Raw genomic sequence first — 18,414 nt, 5'->3', positions numbered from 1 at the left:
TGCGCCATCAGGCGCTGGTGAATTTCGTGGTGAGCATGGTCAAGGAACCGGGCATCGATGCCCAGGACCGCATGCTGTCGCTGACCACGTTCTCGTTCGATATTTTCGGCCTGGAAATTTACGGGCCGCTGCTCAGCGGTGCCCGTGTGGTGCTGGTGGACAAGCAAGCCGCCCAGGATCCGCAAGCGCTGCTGGAGATGATCCGGCAGCAGGAAGTCACGGTGGTGCAGGCCACGCCGTCGACCTGGCGCATGTTGCTCGACCACGAACAGGCTCCCATCCTTCAGGGCTGTAAATTCCTCTGCGGCGGCGAAGCACTGGCCGATGACCTGGCCCAGCGCATGCTTGGCCTGGCGGGGCAGGTCTGGAACCTTTATGGCCCGACTGAAACCACCATCTGGTCGGCGGCCTGGCAGCTGACCCGCGAGCAGCGTCAGCCGTACCTCGGCAAACCGATTGCCAATACCACGCTGTACATTTTGGGCGACGATCTGGCGCCGAACCCGGTGGGTTCCATTGGCGAGCTGCTGATCGGTGGCGACGGCCTGGCCCGGGGTTATCACGACCGGGCGGTGATGACGGCCGAGCGTTTCCTGCCCGACCCGTTCGGCAACGGTGCGCGGCTGTATCGCACGGGCGACCTGGCGCGCCATCGTCACGACGGCGTGCTCGAATACATGGGACGCATCGACCATCAAGTGAAGATCCGCGGTTTCCGCATCGAACTGGGTGAGATCGAAGCGCGCCTGCTGGAGCAGCCAGCGGTCCGCGAAGTGGCGGTGCTGGCGCAAGAAGCCCTGGGCAGTCAGCAACTGGTGGCCTACGTGGTCGCGCCGCAACTGGACCTTACTGCCGCCGACGATCAGCAGTCTCTGCGCGATGAACTCAAGGCACGGCTCAGGGAATCCCTGCCGGAATTCATGGTCCCGGCGCACCTGTTGTTCCTCGCCAGCCTGCCGCTGACGCCCAACGGCAAACTCGACCGCAAGGCGTTGCCGACGGTGGAGACCAATCATTTGCAGGTGCGTTATGTCGCCCCGCAGAGCGAGCGGGAGCAGCAGGTCGCGGCGATCTGGCAGCACGTACTGCAAATCGAGCGCGTCGGCTTGCTGGATAACTTTTTCGAACTGGGCGGCCACTCGTTGTTGGCCGTCAATGTGGTTTCACGCCTGCAACTGGAACTGGGCCTGAAACTGACCCCACAACTGATTTTTCAACACCCCGTACTCACGAATTTCGTCAGCAGTCTGGCAACCGCAGGTGAGCAGGTCGATACGTTGAAACTGAGCAAGCTGGACGCCCTGCTTGACGAAATGGAGGAAGCTTGATGGATACCAATGTCGCTTTGAAGATCGCCCGGCGCTTCATTACTTTGCCGCTCGACAAGCGCAGGGTCTATCTGCAGAAGATGCTCGAGGAGGGTGTTTCGCCGGCGAACCTGCCGATTCCCGAAACACAGTCGCAGTTCGATCCGGTGCCGCTGTCCTTTGCTCAGGAACGCCAGTGGTTTCTCTGGCAGATGGACCCCGACAGCGCCGCCTATAACATTCCCAGCGCGATGCAGTTGCAGGGCGAGCTTGACGTGTCGGCGCTCGAGCGCGGTTTCAATACACTGATTGCGCGGCATCAAAGCCTGCGCACCACGTTCCAGCAGCAGGATGAGCGGGCGGTGCAGGTGATTCATCCGCACATGAGCCTGACCGTCGCCGTGCACGAACTGGATAAAACTCCCGGTGCCCTGTCGCCAGAGGCACAGATTCAGGCGTTCGTCGCCGAACAGACCGGGCAGCCTTTCGATCTGGTCAACGGTCCGCTATTGCGCGTCAGCCTCCTGTGCCTTGGCGCGCAGGAGCACGTGCTGACCCTGACCCAGCACCACATTGCCTCGGATGGCGCATCGATGCGGGTCATGGTCGATGAGCTGCTGCAACTGTATGGCGCTTACCGTCAGGGGCACGAACTCGCCTTGCCGCCATTGTCGATCCAGTACGCCGACTATGGCATCTGGCAACGGCACTGGATGGAAGCCGGCGAGCGTGAACGGCAACTGGACTACTGGCAGGCGCACTTGGGCAGCGAGCATCCGGTGCTGGAATTGCCCACCGATTATCCGCGTCCGGCGGTGCAGAGCCTGCGTGGTGCCCGTCATGAACTGGCGTTGCCGCAGGCACTGGGTGAGCGCCTGAAAGCCTTGGCCAAAAGCGAGAACGTCACGCTGTTCATGCTGCTGCTGGCGTCGTTCCAGACCTTGTTGCATCGCTACAGTGGCCAGGCCGACATTCGCGTCGGTGTGCCGACCGCTAACCGCAACCGGGTCGAGACCGAGCGGCTGATCGGCTTCTTCGTCAATACCCAGGTGCTCAAAACCGAGTTCGATTCTCAGGCCACGTTCAGCGCGTCGCTGGCGCAGGTCAAACAGGCCGCGATGGCTGCTCAGGCTCATCAGGATCTGCCCTTCGAGCAATTAGTCGAGGCCTTGCAGCCAGAGCGCAGCCTGAGTTACAGCCCGCTGTTCCAGGTGATGTACAACCACCAGAGCACCGGCGCCAGCCAAAGCCGGCAGGGCGCGGGCGAGTCAGCGTTGACGATCCGTCACTTGCATCAGGAGTCGCGCACCGCGCAATTCGACCTGACCCTGGAAACGTTCGACGGCCCCGAAGGCCTCGGCGCACAGCTGACCTACGCCATCGATCTGTTTGACGGCGCGACCATCGAGCGTCTGGCACGGCATTGGCAAAACCTGCTGGGCAGCATCGTTGCCGATCCGCAGCAGCGGGTGGGCGAACTGGCCCTGCTCGACGAGGCCGAACAACAGCAGGTATTGGTCGACTGGAACCGCAGCGCCGCCGAGTACCCGACCGACCGTTGCATCCATCAATTGATCGAAGCCCAGGCCTTGCGTACTCCGCAGGCCATCGCGCTGGTATTCGCCGGGCAATCTCTGACTTATGCACAACTCAATCGCCAGGCCAACCAACTGGCGCATCGACTGATCGAACTGGGCGTCGGCCCGGATCAATTGGTCGGTATCGCCATCGACCGCAGCCTGGAAATGCTGATCGGTCTGTTGGCGATTCTCAAGGCCGGCGGTGCCTACGTGCCGCTGGACCCGCAATACCCTGAAGACCGTCTGGCGCACATGATCGAAGACAGCGGTCTGCAACTGCTGCTGACCCAGGCGCATTTGCTCGGGCAACTGCCGATTCCGGCCGGTGTGCAGACCCTGTTGCTCGACCAGGGCGAGCACGCTCGCGGTTACAGCGAAGCCGATCCGCAGGTATCGATCAGCGCTGAAAACCTGGCGTATGCGATTTACACCTCCGGTTCCACCGGCAAGCCCAAAGGGGTGATGGTGCGTCATCAGGCGCTGGTGAATTTCGTGGTGAGCATGGTCAAGGAACCGGGCATCGATGCCCAGGACCGCATGCTGTCATTGACCACGTTCTCGTTCGATATTTTCGGCCTGGAAATTTACGGGCCGCTGCTCAGCGGTGCCCGTGTGGTGCTGGTGGATAAGCAAACCGCCCAGGATCCGCAAGCGCTGCTGGAGATGATCCGGCAACAGGAGGTCACGCTTGTGCAGGCCACGCCGTCGACCTGGCGCATGTTGCTCGACCACGAACAGGCTCCCATCCTTCAGGGCTGTAAATTCCTCTGCGGCGGCGAAGCACTGGCCGATGACCTGGCCCAGCGCATGCTTGGCCTGGCGGGGCAGGTCTGGAACCTTTATGGCCCGACCGAAACCACCATCTGGTCGGCGGCCTGGCAGCTGACCCGCGAGCAGCGCCAGCCGTACCTCGGCAAACCGATTGCCAATACCACGCTGTACATTTTGGGCGACGATCTGGCGCCGAACCCGGTGGGTTCCATTGGCGAGCTGCTGATCGGTGGCGACGGCCTGGCCCGGGGTTATCACGACCGGGCGGTGATGACGGCCGAGCGTTTCCTGCCCGACCCGTTCGGCAACGGTGCGCGGCTGTATCGCACGGGCGACCTGGCGCGCCATCGTCACGACGGCGTGCTCGAATACATGGGGCGCATCGACCATCAAGTGAAGATCCGCGGTTTCCGCATCGAACTGGGTGAAATCGAAGCGCGTCTGCTGGAACAACCGGCGGTCCGCGAAGTCGCGGTGCTGGCGCAGGAAGCCCTGGGCAGCCAGCAACTGGTGGCTTATGTCGTTGCGCCGCAACTGAACCTCGATGCCGCCGACGATCAAATGCGTCTGCGCGATGAACTCAAGGCGCGGCTCAAGGAATGCCTGCCGGAATTCATGGTCCCGGCGCATGTGCTGTTCCTCGCCAGCCTGCCGCTGACCCCCAATGGCAAGCTCAATCGCAAGGCGTTGCCGGCGGTGGATGCCAGCCAGTTGCAGGCGCGTTATGTCGCCCCGCAGAGCGAACGGCAGCAGCAAGTCGCCGCGATCTGGCAGGACGTGCTGAAGCTGGACCGCGTGGGCCTGACCGACAACTTCTTCGAGCTGGGCGGGCATTCCCTGTTGGTGACCCAAGTGGTGTCGCGGGTGCGTCGGGTGCTGGACATCCAGGTGCCGTTGCGCAGCCTGTTCGAGCACAGCACCTTGCAGGATTTCGTCCAGGCACTGGGCGCCGAACAAGGCGAGCAGCCACTGGCGATGACCAGAGTCGACCGGGATCAACCGCTGGCATTGTCCTTTGCCCAGGAGCGTCAATGGTTCCTGTGGAAAATGGACCCCGACAGCGCCGCCTACAACATTCCGACCGCGCTGCGGATGCGCGGCGAGTTGGACAAAAGCGCACTGCAACAAAGTTTCCAGGCGTTGGTGGAGCGCCACGAGAGCCTGCGCACGGCGTTCATCGAGGAAGACGGCCGGACCTGGCAGGTGATCCGCCCGCAAGGTCGTGTGAGCTTTGTCGAACAGCGTCTGGCAGCCAGCGATGAGGCGAGCATCAAGGCCTTCGTCGAACAAGAGACGCAACGCCCGTTCGATGTACTCGACGGCTCGCTGGTGCGTTTCGTCTTGCTGCAGGTCGGCGAGCAGGATCACGTGCTGGTGCTGACCCTGCACCACATCGTCTCCGACGCCTGGTCGTTGCAGGTGATGATCGATGATCTGATGGGCCTGTACTCGGCGATCAGCCAGGGCCGGCCAGCTGAACTGCCGGCGCTGCCAGTGCAGTACGCCGACTACGCGGTCTGGCAGCGTCAATGGATGGCCGCCGGCGAACGGGATCGGCAATTGGCCTACTGGACCGAAAAGCTGGGCAGCGAACAACCGCTGCTGGAGCTGCCACTGGATCATCCGCGTCCGGCGCAGCAAAGTTTCCGTGGGGCGCGTTTGCCGATCGCCCTCGACGAATCCCTGAGCAATGCCCTGAAGGCATTGGCCCGGCGCGAAAACGTCACGCTGTTCATGCTGTTGCTTGGTTCGTTCCAGACCTTGCTGCATCGCTACAGTGGTCAGGCCGATATCCGCGTCGGTGTACCGATTGCCAACCGCAACCGCTTGGAAACCGAGCGTCTGATCGGTTTCTTCGTCAATACCCAGGTGCTGCGCGCCGAGTTCGATGGCCCGCTGACGGGCGCTCAATTGCTGCAACAGGTGAAGCAGACGGCCATGGCGGCGCAGATGCATCAGGACTTGCCGTTCGAGCAACTGGTCGATGCCTTGCAACCGCAACGTAACCTGAGCCACAGCCCGCTGTTCCAGGCGATGTTCAACCACCGCAGTGAAGCGGCGTCAACGCTGGCCGAATCGTTGCCGGGCATCGATCTGCAAAACCTCAGTTGGGAGCACCGCACCGCGCAGTTCGACCTGACCCTGGACACCAGTGATAACCCACAAGGTCTGCACGCCTCGCTGACCTACGCCACCGATGTGTTCGAGCCATCGACCATCGAGCGCATGGGCCGGCACTGGCTGAATCTGTTGCGGGGCCTGGTCGAGGATATCAACCGACCGATCGGGCAATTGGCAGTGCTCGATGACCGGGAGCGGCAACTGACGGTCGTCGACTGGAACGCCACCGCTGTCGACTACCCGTTGAATCGCAGCGTGCATGCCCTGATCGAAGAGCAGGTCGGTCAAACCCCGGAGGCGTGTGCGCTGGTGTTTGCCGAACAACGCTTGAGCTACGCCGAACTCAATGGCCGAGCCAATCAACTGGCTCACGTGCTGATCGAGCAGGGCGTCGGCCCGGATGTGCTGGTGGGCATCGCGGTCGAGCGGTCCGTGGAAATGGTCGTGGGCCTGTTGGCGATTCTCAAGGCGGGCGGTGCCTATTTGCCGCTGGACCCGGAATACCCGCAGGAACGCCTGGCCTACATGTTTGAAGACAGCGGCATTCAGCTGTTGTTGACCCAGAGCCACTTGCTTGAGCAATTGTCGATCCCGGCCGGTATTCGCAGCCTGGTGCTGGATCAGGACGGCGATTGGCTGGAAGGGCACAGCGATTCCAACCCAGGCGTCGACCTTGAGGGTGAAAACCTCGCTTACGTGATCTACACCTCGGGCTCCACCGGCAAACCGAAAGGGGCGGGCAACCGTCATTCGGCGCTGGTCAATCGCCTGTGCTGGATGCAACAGGCCTATCGACTCGATGCCATGGACCGCGTGCTGCAAAAGACCCCGTTCAGTTTCGACGTCTCTGTCTGGGAGTTCTTCTGGCCGCTGTTGACCGGCTCGACACTGGTAGTGGCCGCGCCGGGTATTCATCGTGATCCGGCGCAGTTGATCGAACTGATCACCGCGCAACGCATCACCACGCTGCACTTCGTGCCGTCGATGTTGCAGGCCTTCCTGCAAGACCCTTCGGTGGGCGAGTGCACCAGCCTGACCCGGATCGTGTGCAGCGGTGAAGCCCTGCAAGTGGATGCGCAGCAGCAAGTGTTTGCCAAGATGCCCAACGCCGGGCTGTACAACCTCTACGGCCCGACCGAGGCGGCCATCGACGTCACGCACTGGACGTGCATCGAGGAAGGTCGCGATAGCGTGCCGATCGGCCAGCCGATTGCCAATCTGGGCACTTACATTCTCGATCACGAGTTGTCGCCGGTACCGGTGGGCGTGATCGGCGAGTTGTACCTGGGCGGCGAAGGCCTGGCCCGTGGTTATCACCGCCGTGCCGCGCTGACGGCCGAGCGCTTTGTCACCAGCGCCTTCGGTGACGGCCAGCGTCTGTACCGCACCGGCGACCTGGCACGTTACCGCGCCGACGGCGTGATCGAATACGCCGGACGCATGGACCATCAGGTGAAAATCCGTGGCTTGCGCATCGAATTGGGCGAGATCGAAGCGCGCCTGGCTGAACACGACGAAGTCCGTGAAACCGTGGTCATCGCCCAGGACGGCACGCTGTTGGTGGCGTATGTGGTGCCGGCCCGCGACGCACTGCTGCATGCCGATGATGACGTTTGCAACGCCGTGCAGCGCCGTCTCAAGGAACACTTGAGCCAGACCTTGCCGGACTACATGGTCCCGCAGCATTGGCTGTGGCTGGAAAAAATGCCGGTCAGCCCCAACGGCAAACTGGAACGCAAGGCGTTGCCAAAAGCCGACACGACCACCAGCAGCAAGGCTTACACCGCCCCGACCAGCGCCATCGAACAGGCGTTGGTGGAGATCTGGCAAAGCGTGCTCGGTCGGCCACAGGTGGGTATCAGCGACAACTTCTTCGAACTGGGCGGCGATTCGATCATCTCGATTCAGGTGGTCAGCCGAGCGCGTCAGGCGGGGATTCATTTCAGCCCCAAAGACCTGTTCCTGCACCAGAACGTACAAAGCCTCGCAGCGGTGGCGACCATCGGCGACAGCGGGTTGAGCATCGACCAGGGCCCGGTTACCGGCGACACGCCATTGCTGCCATTCCAGCAGTTGTTCTTTGAGCGTGAGATGGCCGAGCCGCACCACTGGAACCAGTCGGTGCTGCTCAAATCCGCCAAACCGTTGCACGCCCAACACCTGGAGCGTGCGTTGCAGGCACTGGTCGCGCATCACGACGCGTTGCGTCTGGCCTTCATCCGTCAGGGCGACCGCTGGACTGCGCAGCATCGTTCGCTGGCTGAGCAACAGGTGCTCTGGCAACAGTCGCCTTTGCTGTGGACCGCCGAGATCGCCGATCCGGCGGCGCTCGAGCAGTTGGGCGAGCAGGCCCAGCGCAGCCTCGAACTGGCGAGCGGCAATCTGCTGCGCGCCGTGCTGGCGAACATGGCCGATGGCAGCCAGCGTCTGTTGCTGGTGATCCACCACCTGGTCGTCGACGGCGTGTCCTGGCGCATTCTGCTCGAAGACCTGCAACAGGCCTACGAGCAGTTGCAGGCCGGCGAAGCGCTCAAATTGCAGGCCAAGACCAGCGCCACCCAGGCCTGGGCGCGGCGCTTGCAACAACATGCCGACAGTGCGGTGATGCAGGCTCAGCTGACGTTCTGGCAAGGGCAATTGCAGGATTCGCGCAATGACTTGCCTTGCGATCGACCACAGGGCGAGTTGCACAATCGTCACGCCTTGCACGTGCAGACCCGTCTGGACAAAGAGCAGACCCGCCAGCTGTTGCAGGAGGCGCCGGCGGCCTATCGCACACAGGTCAACGATCTGTTGCTGACGGCTCTGGCGCGAGTGATCGCTGACTGGACGGGCAACGCATCGACCCTGATCCAACTAGAGGGCCACGGCCGCGAGGTGCTGTTCGACGCGCTCGACTTGAGCCGCAGCGTGGGCTGGTTCACCAGTCTGTTTCCGGTCAAGGTGACACCGGCGTCCACGCCGCAGGATTCGATCAAGGCGATCAAAGAGCAACTACGGGCGATCCCCGATAAAGGCCTGGGCTTTGGCGCGCTGCGCTATCTGGGTAATGACAGCACCCGGCAGGCGCTGCAAGCCTTGCCTGTGCCGCGCATTACCTTCAACTACCTGGGCCAGTTCGATGCCGGGTTCGGCGACGAGGCGGCTGCACTGTTCACTCCGGCCAGTGAATCGGCGGGTGCCGAGCAAAGTCCGTTGGCGCCTCTGGACAATTGGCTGACCCTCAATGGTCGGGTGTATGGCGGCGAACTGAGTATCGGCTGGACGTTCAGCGGGCAGATGTTCGATCAGTCGACCATCGCGCAGTTGGCGGAGGCTTATGCCCGGGAGTTGGGTACGTTGATCGAGCACTGCTGTGAGACTCGGCATCAGGGGCTGACACCGTCGGACTTCCCGCTGGCCGGGTTGACGCAACTCCAGCTCGATTCGTTGCCCGTGACGGCACGCCAGGTCGAAGACATTTACCCGCTGTCACCGATGCAGCAAGGCATGTTGTTCCACACCCTCTACGAGCAGCAGGCCGGCGATTACATCAATCAGCTGTGCGTGGACGTCGAAGGTTTGCAGGTCGAGCGTTTCCGCGAGGCCTGGCAGGCGGCACTGGATGCCCACGATGTGCTGCGCAGCAGTTTTGTCTGGGACGGCGAATTGCAGCGACCACAGCAAGTGATCCACAAGCGCTTGCCGGTACCGTTCACCTTCCATGATTGGCGTGGGCAAAACGATCTGCCACAGGCGCTCGAAGCGCTGGCAAATGCACAACGGCAACAGGGTTTCGACCTGCACGAGGCGCCCTTGCTGCGGCTGGTGGTGGTACAAGTCGCCGCCGAGCGTTTTCAGCTGATTTACACCTGCCACCACATTCTGATGGATGGCTGGAGCAACTCGCAGCTGCTAGGCGAAGTGCTGCAACGCTACAGCGGTCAGGCACCGGTGATCGCGGCGGGTCGTTATCGGGATTACATCCAGTGGTTGGCGCAACAGGACACGCAGGTCGCCGAGCATTTCTGGAAGGGCCAACTGGCGAATTTCGACGCGCCGACCCGTCTGGCCGACGCGCTCGTTTACCGGGGCAACGACGCCATCGATACCCAGGGCGAGCATTTCCTGACCCTGGACGCCGCTGTCACCGATCACCTCAACACCTTTGCCCGGGGGCAGAAAGTCACCGTCAACACGCTGGTTCAGGCCGCCTGGCTGCTGTTGTTGCAGCGCTACACCGGGCAGGACACTGTCAGTTTCGGCGCCACGGTCTCTGGCCGTCCGGCGCAGCTGAGTGGGGTCGAGCAGCAGATCGGGCTGTTCATCAACACCTTGCCGGTCATCGCCAGCCCCCGTGCCGAACAACCGTTGGCGCAGTGGTTGCAGCAGGTGCAGGCACAGAATCTGTTGCTGCGTGAGCAGGAACATACGCCGCTGTTCGATATTCAGCGCTGGGCCGGGCAGGGCGGTGAAGCACTGTTCGACAACATCCTGGTGTTCGAGAACTACCCGATTTCCCAGGCGCTGGAGAAAGGCGCGCCGCAAGACCTGCGTTTCGGCGAGGTGGCCAGGCATGAACAAACCAACTACCCGTTGACGCTGGCGGTGAGCCTGGACAGCCGGTTGACGGTGCATTTCAGCTATCAGCACAGCCGTTTTGCCGCGGCTACCGTGGCGACACTGGCCGCGCAGTTGCAGCATCTGTTGATCCACATGAGCGCCAGCGCCGAGCGGTGTCTCGGTGAGTTGGAGTTGCTGGACCAAGCCGAACAGCAATTGGTACTGCGCGACTGGAACCGCACCGAAGCCAGTGGCATCGAGGGTCTGTGTATTCATCAAATGATCGACCGTCAAGCCGCCATCCAGCCGCAAGCGCTGGCCGTGACCTTCGGCAACCGGCAGCTGACTTACGCTGACATCGACGCGCGAGCCAATCGTCTGGCGCATAAGCTGATCGAATGCGGTGTCGGCCCGGAAGTCCGCGTTGGCGTGGCGATGCAGCGTTCCGACCACTTGCTGGTGGCGCTGCTCGCAGTGCTCAAGGCCGGTGGCGCCTACGTGCCGCTGGACCCGGATTATCCGGCCGATCGCGTGGCCTACATGCTTGAGGACAGCCGTGCTCTGGTGCTGCTGACCGAACAGGCGGTGGTGACGACGCTGTCCACAGGCGCCGATACTCAGGTACTGCTGCTCGATCAGCTCGACGCGCCACTGGCGGCTTATCCGCACCACGCGCCGGTGACGGCGGTGACCCCGGACAACCTGGCCTACGTGATCTACACCTCCGGCTCCACCGGCAAGCCCAAAGGCGTGGCCATTACCCACCGCAATGTGCTGGCGCTGATGGACTGGTCGCGGTCGGTGTACAGCCGCGACGACATTCAAGGGGTATTGGCCTCGACGTCGGTGTGCTTCGACCTGTCGGTGTGGGAGCTGTTTGTCACCCTGGCCAACGGCGGCTCGCTGATCATCGCCCGCAACGCTCTGGAACTGCCGCACTTGCCGGCACGCGACCAGGTGCGCCTGATCAACACCGTGCCGTCGGCCATTGCCGCCTTGCAGGATGCCGGGCAGATTCCATCGGGCGTGCGGATCATCAACCTGGCCGGTGAGCCATTGAAGCAGAGTCTGGTGGAGACGTTGTACCAACAGGCGAACATCGAACAGGTCTACGACCTGTATGGCCCGTCGGAAGACACCACTTACTCCACCTGGAGTCGCCGCGAATCCGGCGGCACGGCGAACATCGGCCGGCCGCTCAATGGCACCGCCAGCTACCTGCTGGGTGCGGATCTGCAACCGGCGCCGCTGGGTGCATCCGCCGAGTTGTACCTGGCCGGTGCGGGCATCACGCGTGGTTATCTGGGGCGGCCGGCGATGACCGCCGAGAAGTTCGTGCCGAACCCGTTTGCCAACAACGGCGAACGTTTGTACCGCACGGGCGACCTGACCCGTTATCAGGCCGACGGCACCTTGCAATACGTCGGTCGTATCGACCATCAAGTGAAAGTGCGTGGCTTCCGTATCGAGCTGGGTGAAATCGAAGCGCGTCTGCTTCTGGCGCCGACCGTGCGCCAGGCGTTGGTCGTGGCGCATCCGGGCGCGTCGGGCAAGCAATTGGTCGCCTACGTGGTGTTCGATGACCCGGCGCTGGCGCGTGGTGATGCCTCTGCGTTGGCCGTACTGCGCGAAGAACTCAAAGTACGACTTAAGGAAAGCCTGCCGGATTACATGGTGCCGACGCATGTGCTGTTCCTCGAAAACCTGCTACTGACGCCCAATGGCAAGATCGATCGCAAGGCGTTGCCGAGCATTGATGCCAGCGCATCGTCTCGGGACTTTATCGCCCCGGTCGGTGAACTCGAAGAACAGATTGCGACGGTCTGGCAGAACGTGCTGGAACTCGACCGGGTCGGTCGCGAGGCTCATTTCTTCGAGTTGGGCGGGCACTCCCTGCTAGCAACTCAGGCGGTTTCGCGCCTGCGCAAACTCACGGCACAGCCCCTGAGCCTGCGTGACCTGTTCAACCATCCGCGGCTCAAGGATCTGGCAGCCTGGATGGGCCAGCAACTGGACGCACCAACGACGGGTGCAGGCGCTGGTTCCGTGGTGCTCAAGGCCCATGGCGTCAAGCACAGCGCGCCGTTGTCGCTGGTGCAACGCCGCTTGTGGATCGCCGAACAACTGTCCGGCGGCGGCTCCGCCTATGGCATGCCGATGGCCCTGCGCCTGCGCGGCGAACTGTCGGTCGAGCGACTGTTGAGCAGCTTCGCCGAAGTGGTGCGCCGCCACGAAGTATTGCGCACCGCCTATACCCAGGATGACGAGGGCGATCCGATTGCGCTGATCGCCGATCATGTCGAGCTGGATTTTCCGCTGATCGATCTGTCCGGTCTGTCGCGCAGTGCTCAGGAAGAACAGGTAGCGCAAGCGGTGCTGGACAACGCACGCATACCGATCGACCTGGAACAGGCGCCGCTGTTGCGTGGGCGCATCCTGCATCTGGGACCGACCGAGCATGTGATGCTGTACGCCATGCACCACATCATTTCCGACGGTTGGTCGATGGGGGTTTTGATCAACGAATGGGTGCAGATTTATGACCGTGCCGAAGACGGCGACCTGACACCACTGCCGGCACTGGAGGTGCAATATTCCGACTTCGCGCTCTGGCAGCAGGCGCTCGAGCAGCAAGGGGTTCTTGGGCAACAGGCCGAGTACTGGAAAGACCGCCTCGCCGGTTACAGCGGGCAGTTGATTCTGCCACTGGATAACCCGCGCGGCCTGACGTCGTCCTTTGCGGGCGACGCGGTGCAGTTCCGGCTCACCAGTGGTTTGACGGGCGCACTGCGCAAGCTGTCCATGGACGCGGGCGTCACGTTGTACAGCACGCTGCTGGCATCGTTCCAGGTGCTGCTGCATCAGGTCAGTGGCGCCGCCGATGTGCTGGTCGGCGCTGATGTCGCCGGACGCGAGCAGCCGGAGCTTGAGCGGCTGATCGGTTTCTTCGTCAACGTTCTGCCGCTACGTTCGCGGTTCGAGGCCGGCGCGGCGTTCTCCAACTTCCTTGCACAGACCCAGGAAACCCTGCTCAGCGCCCTGGAGCATCAGGACCTGCCGTTTGACATGATCGTCGACGCCTCGGGCGTGCCGCGACACAAGGGCATGAACCCGTTGGTGCAGGTGTTGTTCGTGATGAACAACCTGCCGGGACGCGTGCAGGCCATGGGCGGTTTGAGCGTGGAAGCGCTGCCGGCGCTCGAGACCCATTCTAAATTCGACATGGCGTTGTTCGTTGACGATGAAGAAGGGCAATTGCTGGGTACTTGGCAATTCGCCACAACCTTGTTCGGACATGAGCACATTCAGTACCTGGTCAAGGCCTGGATAGCCCTGTTGGAACAGATCGTCGCTGATCAGGACATTCAATTGGGAGCTATCAGCATGCCAGTCGACAACCGCGCGGTGGCCGCCATGCCCGCCGCTGTTCCGGGACCCAAGGCCGACAAGCTCGGCAAGTTCCTCAAGCGTTCCCAGGCCCCGGTCGCCAAGGTCCGGCCTCTACCGGTGCGTGAATCCCTGCTGGCCGCGCCGCAGCGGTTTCCATTGCTGCTGGAGCCGAACGAGCCGCAGCTGGACGTGATCGAGTGGATCAACCACAACCGGCCACTGATCGAACAGAAACTGGCCGAGCACGCCGGCATTCTGTTCCGCGGCTTCGAACTGGACGGTATTCAGGGCTTTGAAGCCTTTGCCGAAGCGATCCAGCCGGGGCTCTATGGCCAGTATGGCGACCTGCCGAAGAAGGAGGGCGGCAAGAACACCTACCGCTCCACGCCGTACCCGGAACGCAAGATGATCCTGTTCCACAACGAGAGTTCTCATCAGGACCGCTGGCCGCGCAAGCAGATGTTCTATTGCGAGCAGGCAGCGCCCGTGGGCGGTGCGACACCGGTGGTCGATTGCCGGTTGATGTACGAAAAACTGCCGGCGGACCTGCGTGAAAAGTTCGAAGACAAGGGCTTGCTCTACGTGCGCACGTTCACCGACAAACTCGACGTGTCCTGGCAGCATTTCTTCAAGACCGAAGATCGCGCCGAGGTAGAGGCCCGCTGCCGGGCCGGTGGTATCGAATGGCGCTGGCTCGACAACGATGAGTTGCAAACCCGTACGCCGGGACCGGCGATCATCCGTCACCCGATTACCGGCGCAAAGTCGTTCTTCAATCAGGTGCAGCTGCACCACATCTATTGGCTGGAGCCGGATGTGCGTGAAGACCTGCTGTCGATGTTCGGCCTGGAACGCATGCCGCGTCATGTCTATTACGGTGATGGTTCGCCGATCGAAGACGAGGTGATGCAGCGCATCGGTGAGTTGTACGAGGAATGTGCGGTGCGTTTCGACTGGCAAAAAGGCGATGCGATCCTGCTGGACAACATGCTCGTGGCTCACGCCCGTGACCCGTTCGAAGGCCCGCGCAAAATCGTCGTGGCCATGGGCGACATGTTCGATCGCAGTGCCCTGGAAAACGCACAGACCGCCCAAGGCGCAATGAACACCGAGGAAACCGGAGCATGAACGAGGTATCGATGGACGCGCAGGACCTGGGTTACGCCTTGACCCCCGAGCAGCAAGGGTTGCTGGAGAAGCTGCCCAAGGCCCCGGTCTGCGGTGATGCGCTGCATTGGCTGGAAGTGGGCATTGCCGGTGCGCTTGACCCGCAGCGTCTGCAAACGGCGCTGGATGCGTTGTTGGCGCAGCAACCCATGCTGATCCCGCGTTTGGCCAAGGCGCCGGGCTTCCATGGTCTGCGCCAGTTCGCCGGAGGCGCCGGGCGCTTCCCGCTGACGGTGCAGACACGCCTGGAAACGGCGGCCGAAATCCACGCTCAACTCGCCGAATGGGCGGCACGCTCGTTTGTCGTCGGTGAGTCGGAGAACGTCCAGGCGATGCTCTATCGCCAGGCGGACAATCACTGGACCCTGGTGCTGGGCGTTGCCCGGCACTGCATCGATGAAAGCGGCTTGTGGCTGATTTATCAGCAACTGTTGCGGGCGTATGAGCAGGGTCTGACCCAGACCGATGATGAGACCGGGGAATTCACCCAGTACCTGGAATGGCGCAGTGAAGTGGTGCTCGACGAGGATGCGGCCAGTGCCCGGACTTACTGGCAGCAGCACCTGCAAGGCGCGGATGTCGACCTGTCCACCCCATGGCTGGGCTATCGGGCTGCAACCGCCCAGACTTCTTCCGCGGCAGCGCTGTTGACGAACACGCTTGAGCCCTCGCTGCACAACGCGCTGCAACAGTTGGCAGGCTCGCTGACGCAACCGCTGAGTGTGGTGATGCAAGCGGCCTGGTGGCTGCTGCTGGGGCGCCTGGGCGGGAACGAGCAGATGTTGGTCGGGGTGCGGCACGACAGTCGCGACGACTACGAGTATTTCGCCGACGCCGTGGGCGTTTTTGAGAAAACCCTGCCGCTGCATGTGTCGCTGACGGCGAGTACCTCGTTCAGCGCCTGGGTCAGTGAACTGGCGGCGGGCCTGGATGAGCACCGCACCTGGCAGGAATACTGGTCGCCGGAATTCGCACCCGCAGCGGCCAGACCGGCCTATGGTTTCGCGGTCTGGCGTGCACCGCAGCCCCAGACTTCAAGCACACTGCAGTGGACACCCGTCCAGCGTCCCGTTGCTCGGGAAACTCAATTTGAACTGATGCTACAAATCGAACCGGGCGAATCGGGCCGCCTGCATCTTCATTACGCCACGCAGCGTTATTCGCTGATGGCTGTCGAAGGGCTGATGACGCAGTTCAGCGTATTACTGGCGAGCATCGTGGCCAATCCTCAGGCCGAGCCGGGTCAGCTGGCATTGCCGGGAGCCGCCGAGCAACAACGCTTGCTGGCAATCAACCCGCCACCCCGGCCGCTGGTGGATGGCCGATACCTGCCGCAGCGCATTGCTGATCGGGCTCATGCCACACCGGACACCGTCGCGCTGACCGACGCGCAACAACACTTGAGCTACGGGCAATTGCAGGCGAACGTCGACGTGTTGGCCAAGGCCTTGAAAACCCGGGGCCTGGCCCGCGGTTCGATTGTCGCGTTGGCGTTGCCGCGCTCGGCCGATCTGGTGGTGACAATGCTGGCGGCCTGGCGGGTCGGGGCGGCTTATCTGCCGCTGGACCCGCAATGGCCGGTGGCGCGTCAGGTGTTGATGCTGGAACAGGCCGGGGCCGATTTGCTGCTGGTGGATGCCGCGCAAATCGATCAGTGGCACGGTCATTCGCTGAGCGTCTGCACCCTGAATCAATTGCGCCAATCGGCGGACCTGTCGGCACCGGCCATCGAACTCGATACACAGGGCAGCGATGCGGCCTATGTGCTGTTCACTTCAGGCTCCACCGGCGTGCCCAAAGGCGTGGTGATCGAGCATCGACAATTGCTCAATTACACCGCCAACGTCAGCCAGGCCTTGGGGCTTGATCAATGCAAACACGTTGGCTTCACCTCCACCGTCGCGGCGGACCTGGGTAACACCGCGCTGTTTGGCGCCTTGTTCAACGGTGCGACGCTGCATGTGGCCAGTGACGAACAGATGCAGGACAGCACCTTGTTCGCTGATTTCCTGAAACAACAGACGATCGATTGTCTGAAGATCGTTCCGTCGCACCTCGCCGCACTGCTCGACAGCGACCGCCCGCAACTGCCCTCTACGCTGATTCTCGGCGGCGAGCCGATCGCCCCTGCGCTGCTCGAGCGCATCGCTCGGTTACGCAGCGATTGCCGGGTGTTCAATCACTACGGCCCGACGGAGGCGACGGTCGGGGTGTTGGTCCATCCGCTGCTGCTGGGCACTGCTGCTGAAAACACGGGCGCTGAAAACGCTGCCGCCCTCAGCCAGGTACTGGGTAACAATCAGGTGTATGTCCTTGATGACCATCTGCAACTGGCCCCGGTCGGGATGTTGGGCGAACTGTACCTGGGCGGCGCGCAATTATGCCGTGGTTACATCAATGCCGAAGCCGATGCGCAGGCGTTCATTCAGAGCCCGTTCAATCCTCAGGAGCGTCTGTATCGCACCGGAGATCTGGCGCGCTATCGCCCGGATCTGGCGATTCAGTTGCACGGTCGGCGCGATCAGCAAATCAAGGTGCGTGGGTTCCGTATCGAACTGGCAGAGATCGAGGCCCAATTGCTGAGCCTGCCTCAGGTCGCTGAAGCGCTGGTGTTGCCAGGGTCTATGGCTGAGCAGGGGATGCAGGCATTCGTCGTGCCTCATCAGCCACCTTCGCCGGATTTGCTTGAGGTCGTTCGCAGCGAGCTGGCCCAGCGCCTGCCCGCCGTGATGCTGCCGCAGCGCGTGCAGTTCATCGAGCGTTTTCCACGGCTGGCCAATGGCAAGATCGACCGCAAGGCGTTGCAGCAACTCAGCGCAAGCCTGGTTGACGATGGGGGCCTGGCGCCACGCGATGCGCTCGAACAATTGCTCGCGGCACGCATGGCGCAACTGCTGGGCGTTGAGCGTTTGGGCATTGATCGGGATTTCTTTGCCGCCGGTGGTCATTCGTTGTTGGTGATCAAACTGGTGGCCGGTATTCGCAAGTTGTTGCAGTGCGAAATCCATCCCGGTGTGGTGTTTGATCATCCGACCGTGGCCGGTCTGGCATTGGCGTTGCGATCGCGGGAAAGCAGCCCCGGTCAACTGGAGAAACTGGCCCATGCGCGGTTGCGCCTGGACACCCTGAGCCCGGGAGAAAAGGCCTTGTTGACGGAAAAAGCCCGGCAACTGCAAATCGCCAAGGCTGCACAGAACAGCTGAGAACCCCGGAAATAGACAGGCCGACGCCCAAAGCGTCGGCTTTTTTTTAAATGTGTCGTTAATGATAAATAAACTCATTCCGGTTTATGCGTGGTGCTACGTCTTACTAAGGTATGCAGACAATTCGGGTCGGGCAGGGTAGCCCCAGGGTTCGGATTTGTAGGGCAGAACAAGATTTTGCCGTTGTCCAGACAGATGACCTGCGCCCGGGGAGGGGCCGGGTCGACCGCCCGCTGACGTGCTGCCCCTGAGGTGGCCGACAGAGCGGTTTACGTGTCCGGGCAGCGTCGGGTCCTCGGTGGCCCATCGGTCTTATCCACTTCTAACGAATAA

At 62.3% G+C, this 18,414-nt stretch carries 3 protein-coding genes; all 3 read left to right on the top strand.

The features are described 5' to 3' along the window. Positions 1 to 1,328, top strand: a 1,328-nt coding sequence (locus tag IC37_RS30665) for an AMP-binding protein (protein ID WP_256580778.1), incomplete at its 5' end; no start/stop codon positions are given. Continuing rightward, positions 1,328 to 14,839 carry a non-ribosomal peptide synthase/polyketide synthase gene (locus IC37_RS21185; protein WP_030131471.1) on the top strand — a complete coding sequence of 4,504 codons (13,512 nt, stop codon included), beginning with the start codon at positions 1,328 to 1,330 and terminating at the stop codon, positions 14,837 to 14,839. The genes IC37_RS30665 and IC37_RS21185, both read left to right, overlap by 1 nt. After that, positions 14,836 to 18,081, top strand: coding sequence for an amino acid adenylation domain-containing protein (locus tag IC37_RS21180; RefSeq protein ID WP_030131472.1), 3,246 nt, complete (start codon positions 14,836 to 14,838; stop codon positions 18,079 to 18,081). Before IC37_RS21185 ends, IC37_RS21180 begins: the two co-directional genes overlap by 4 nt. The last annotated feature ends 333 nt before the right edge of the window (positions 18,082 to 18,414 follow it).

This window comes from Pseudomonas sp. QTF5 (assembly GCF_000512695.2).
Classification (GTDB): domain Bacteria; phylum Pseudomonadota; class Gammaproteobacteria; order Pseudomonadales; family Pseudomonadaceae; genus Aquipseudomonas.
This window is presented reverse-complemented; position numbering and strand designations above follow the sequence as displayed.

Bases quoted from the DNA above. Each gene is read 5' to 3' on its own strand.
- IC37_RS21185 (WP_030131471.1), top strand. From the start codon at position 1,328: ATGGATACCAATGTCGCTTTGAAGATCGCCCGGCGCTTCATTACTTTG.
- IC37_RS21180 (WP_030131472.1), top strand. From the start codon at position 14,836: ATGAACGAGGTATCGATGGACGCGCAGGACCTGGGTTACGCCTTGACC.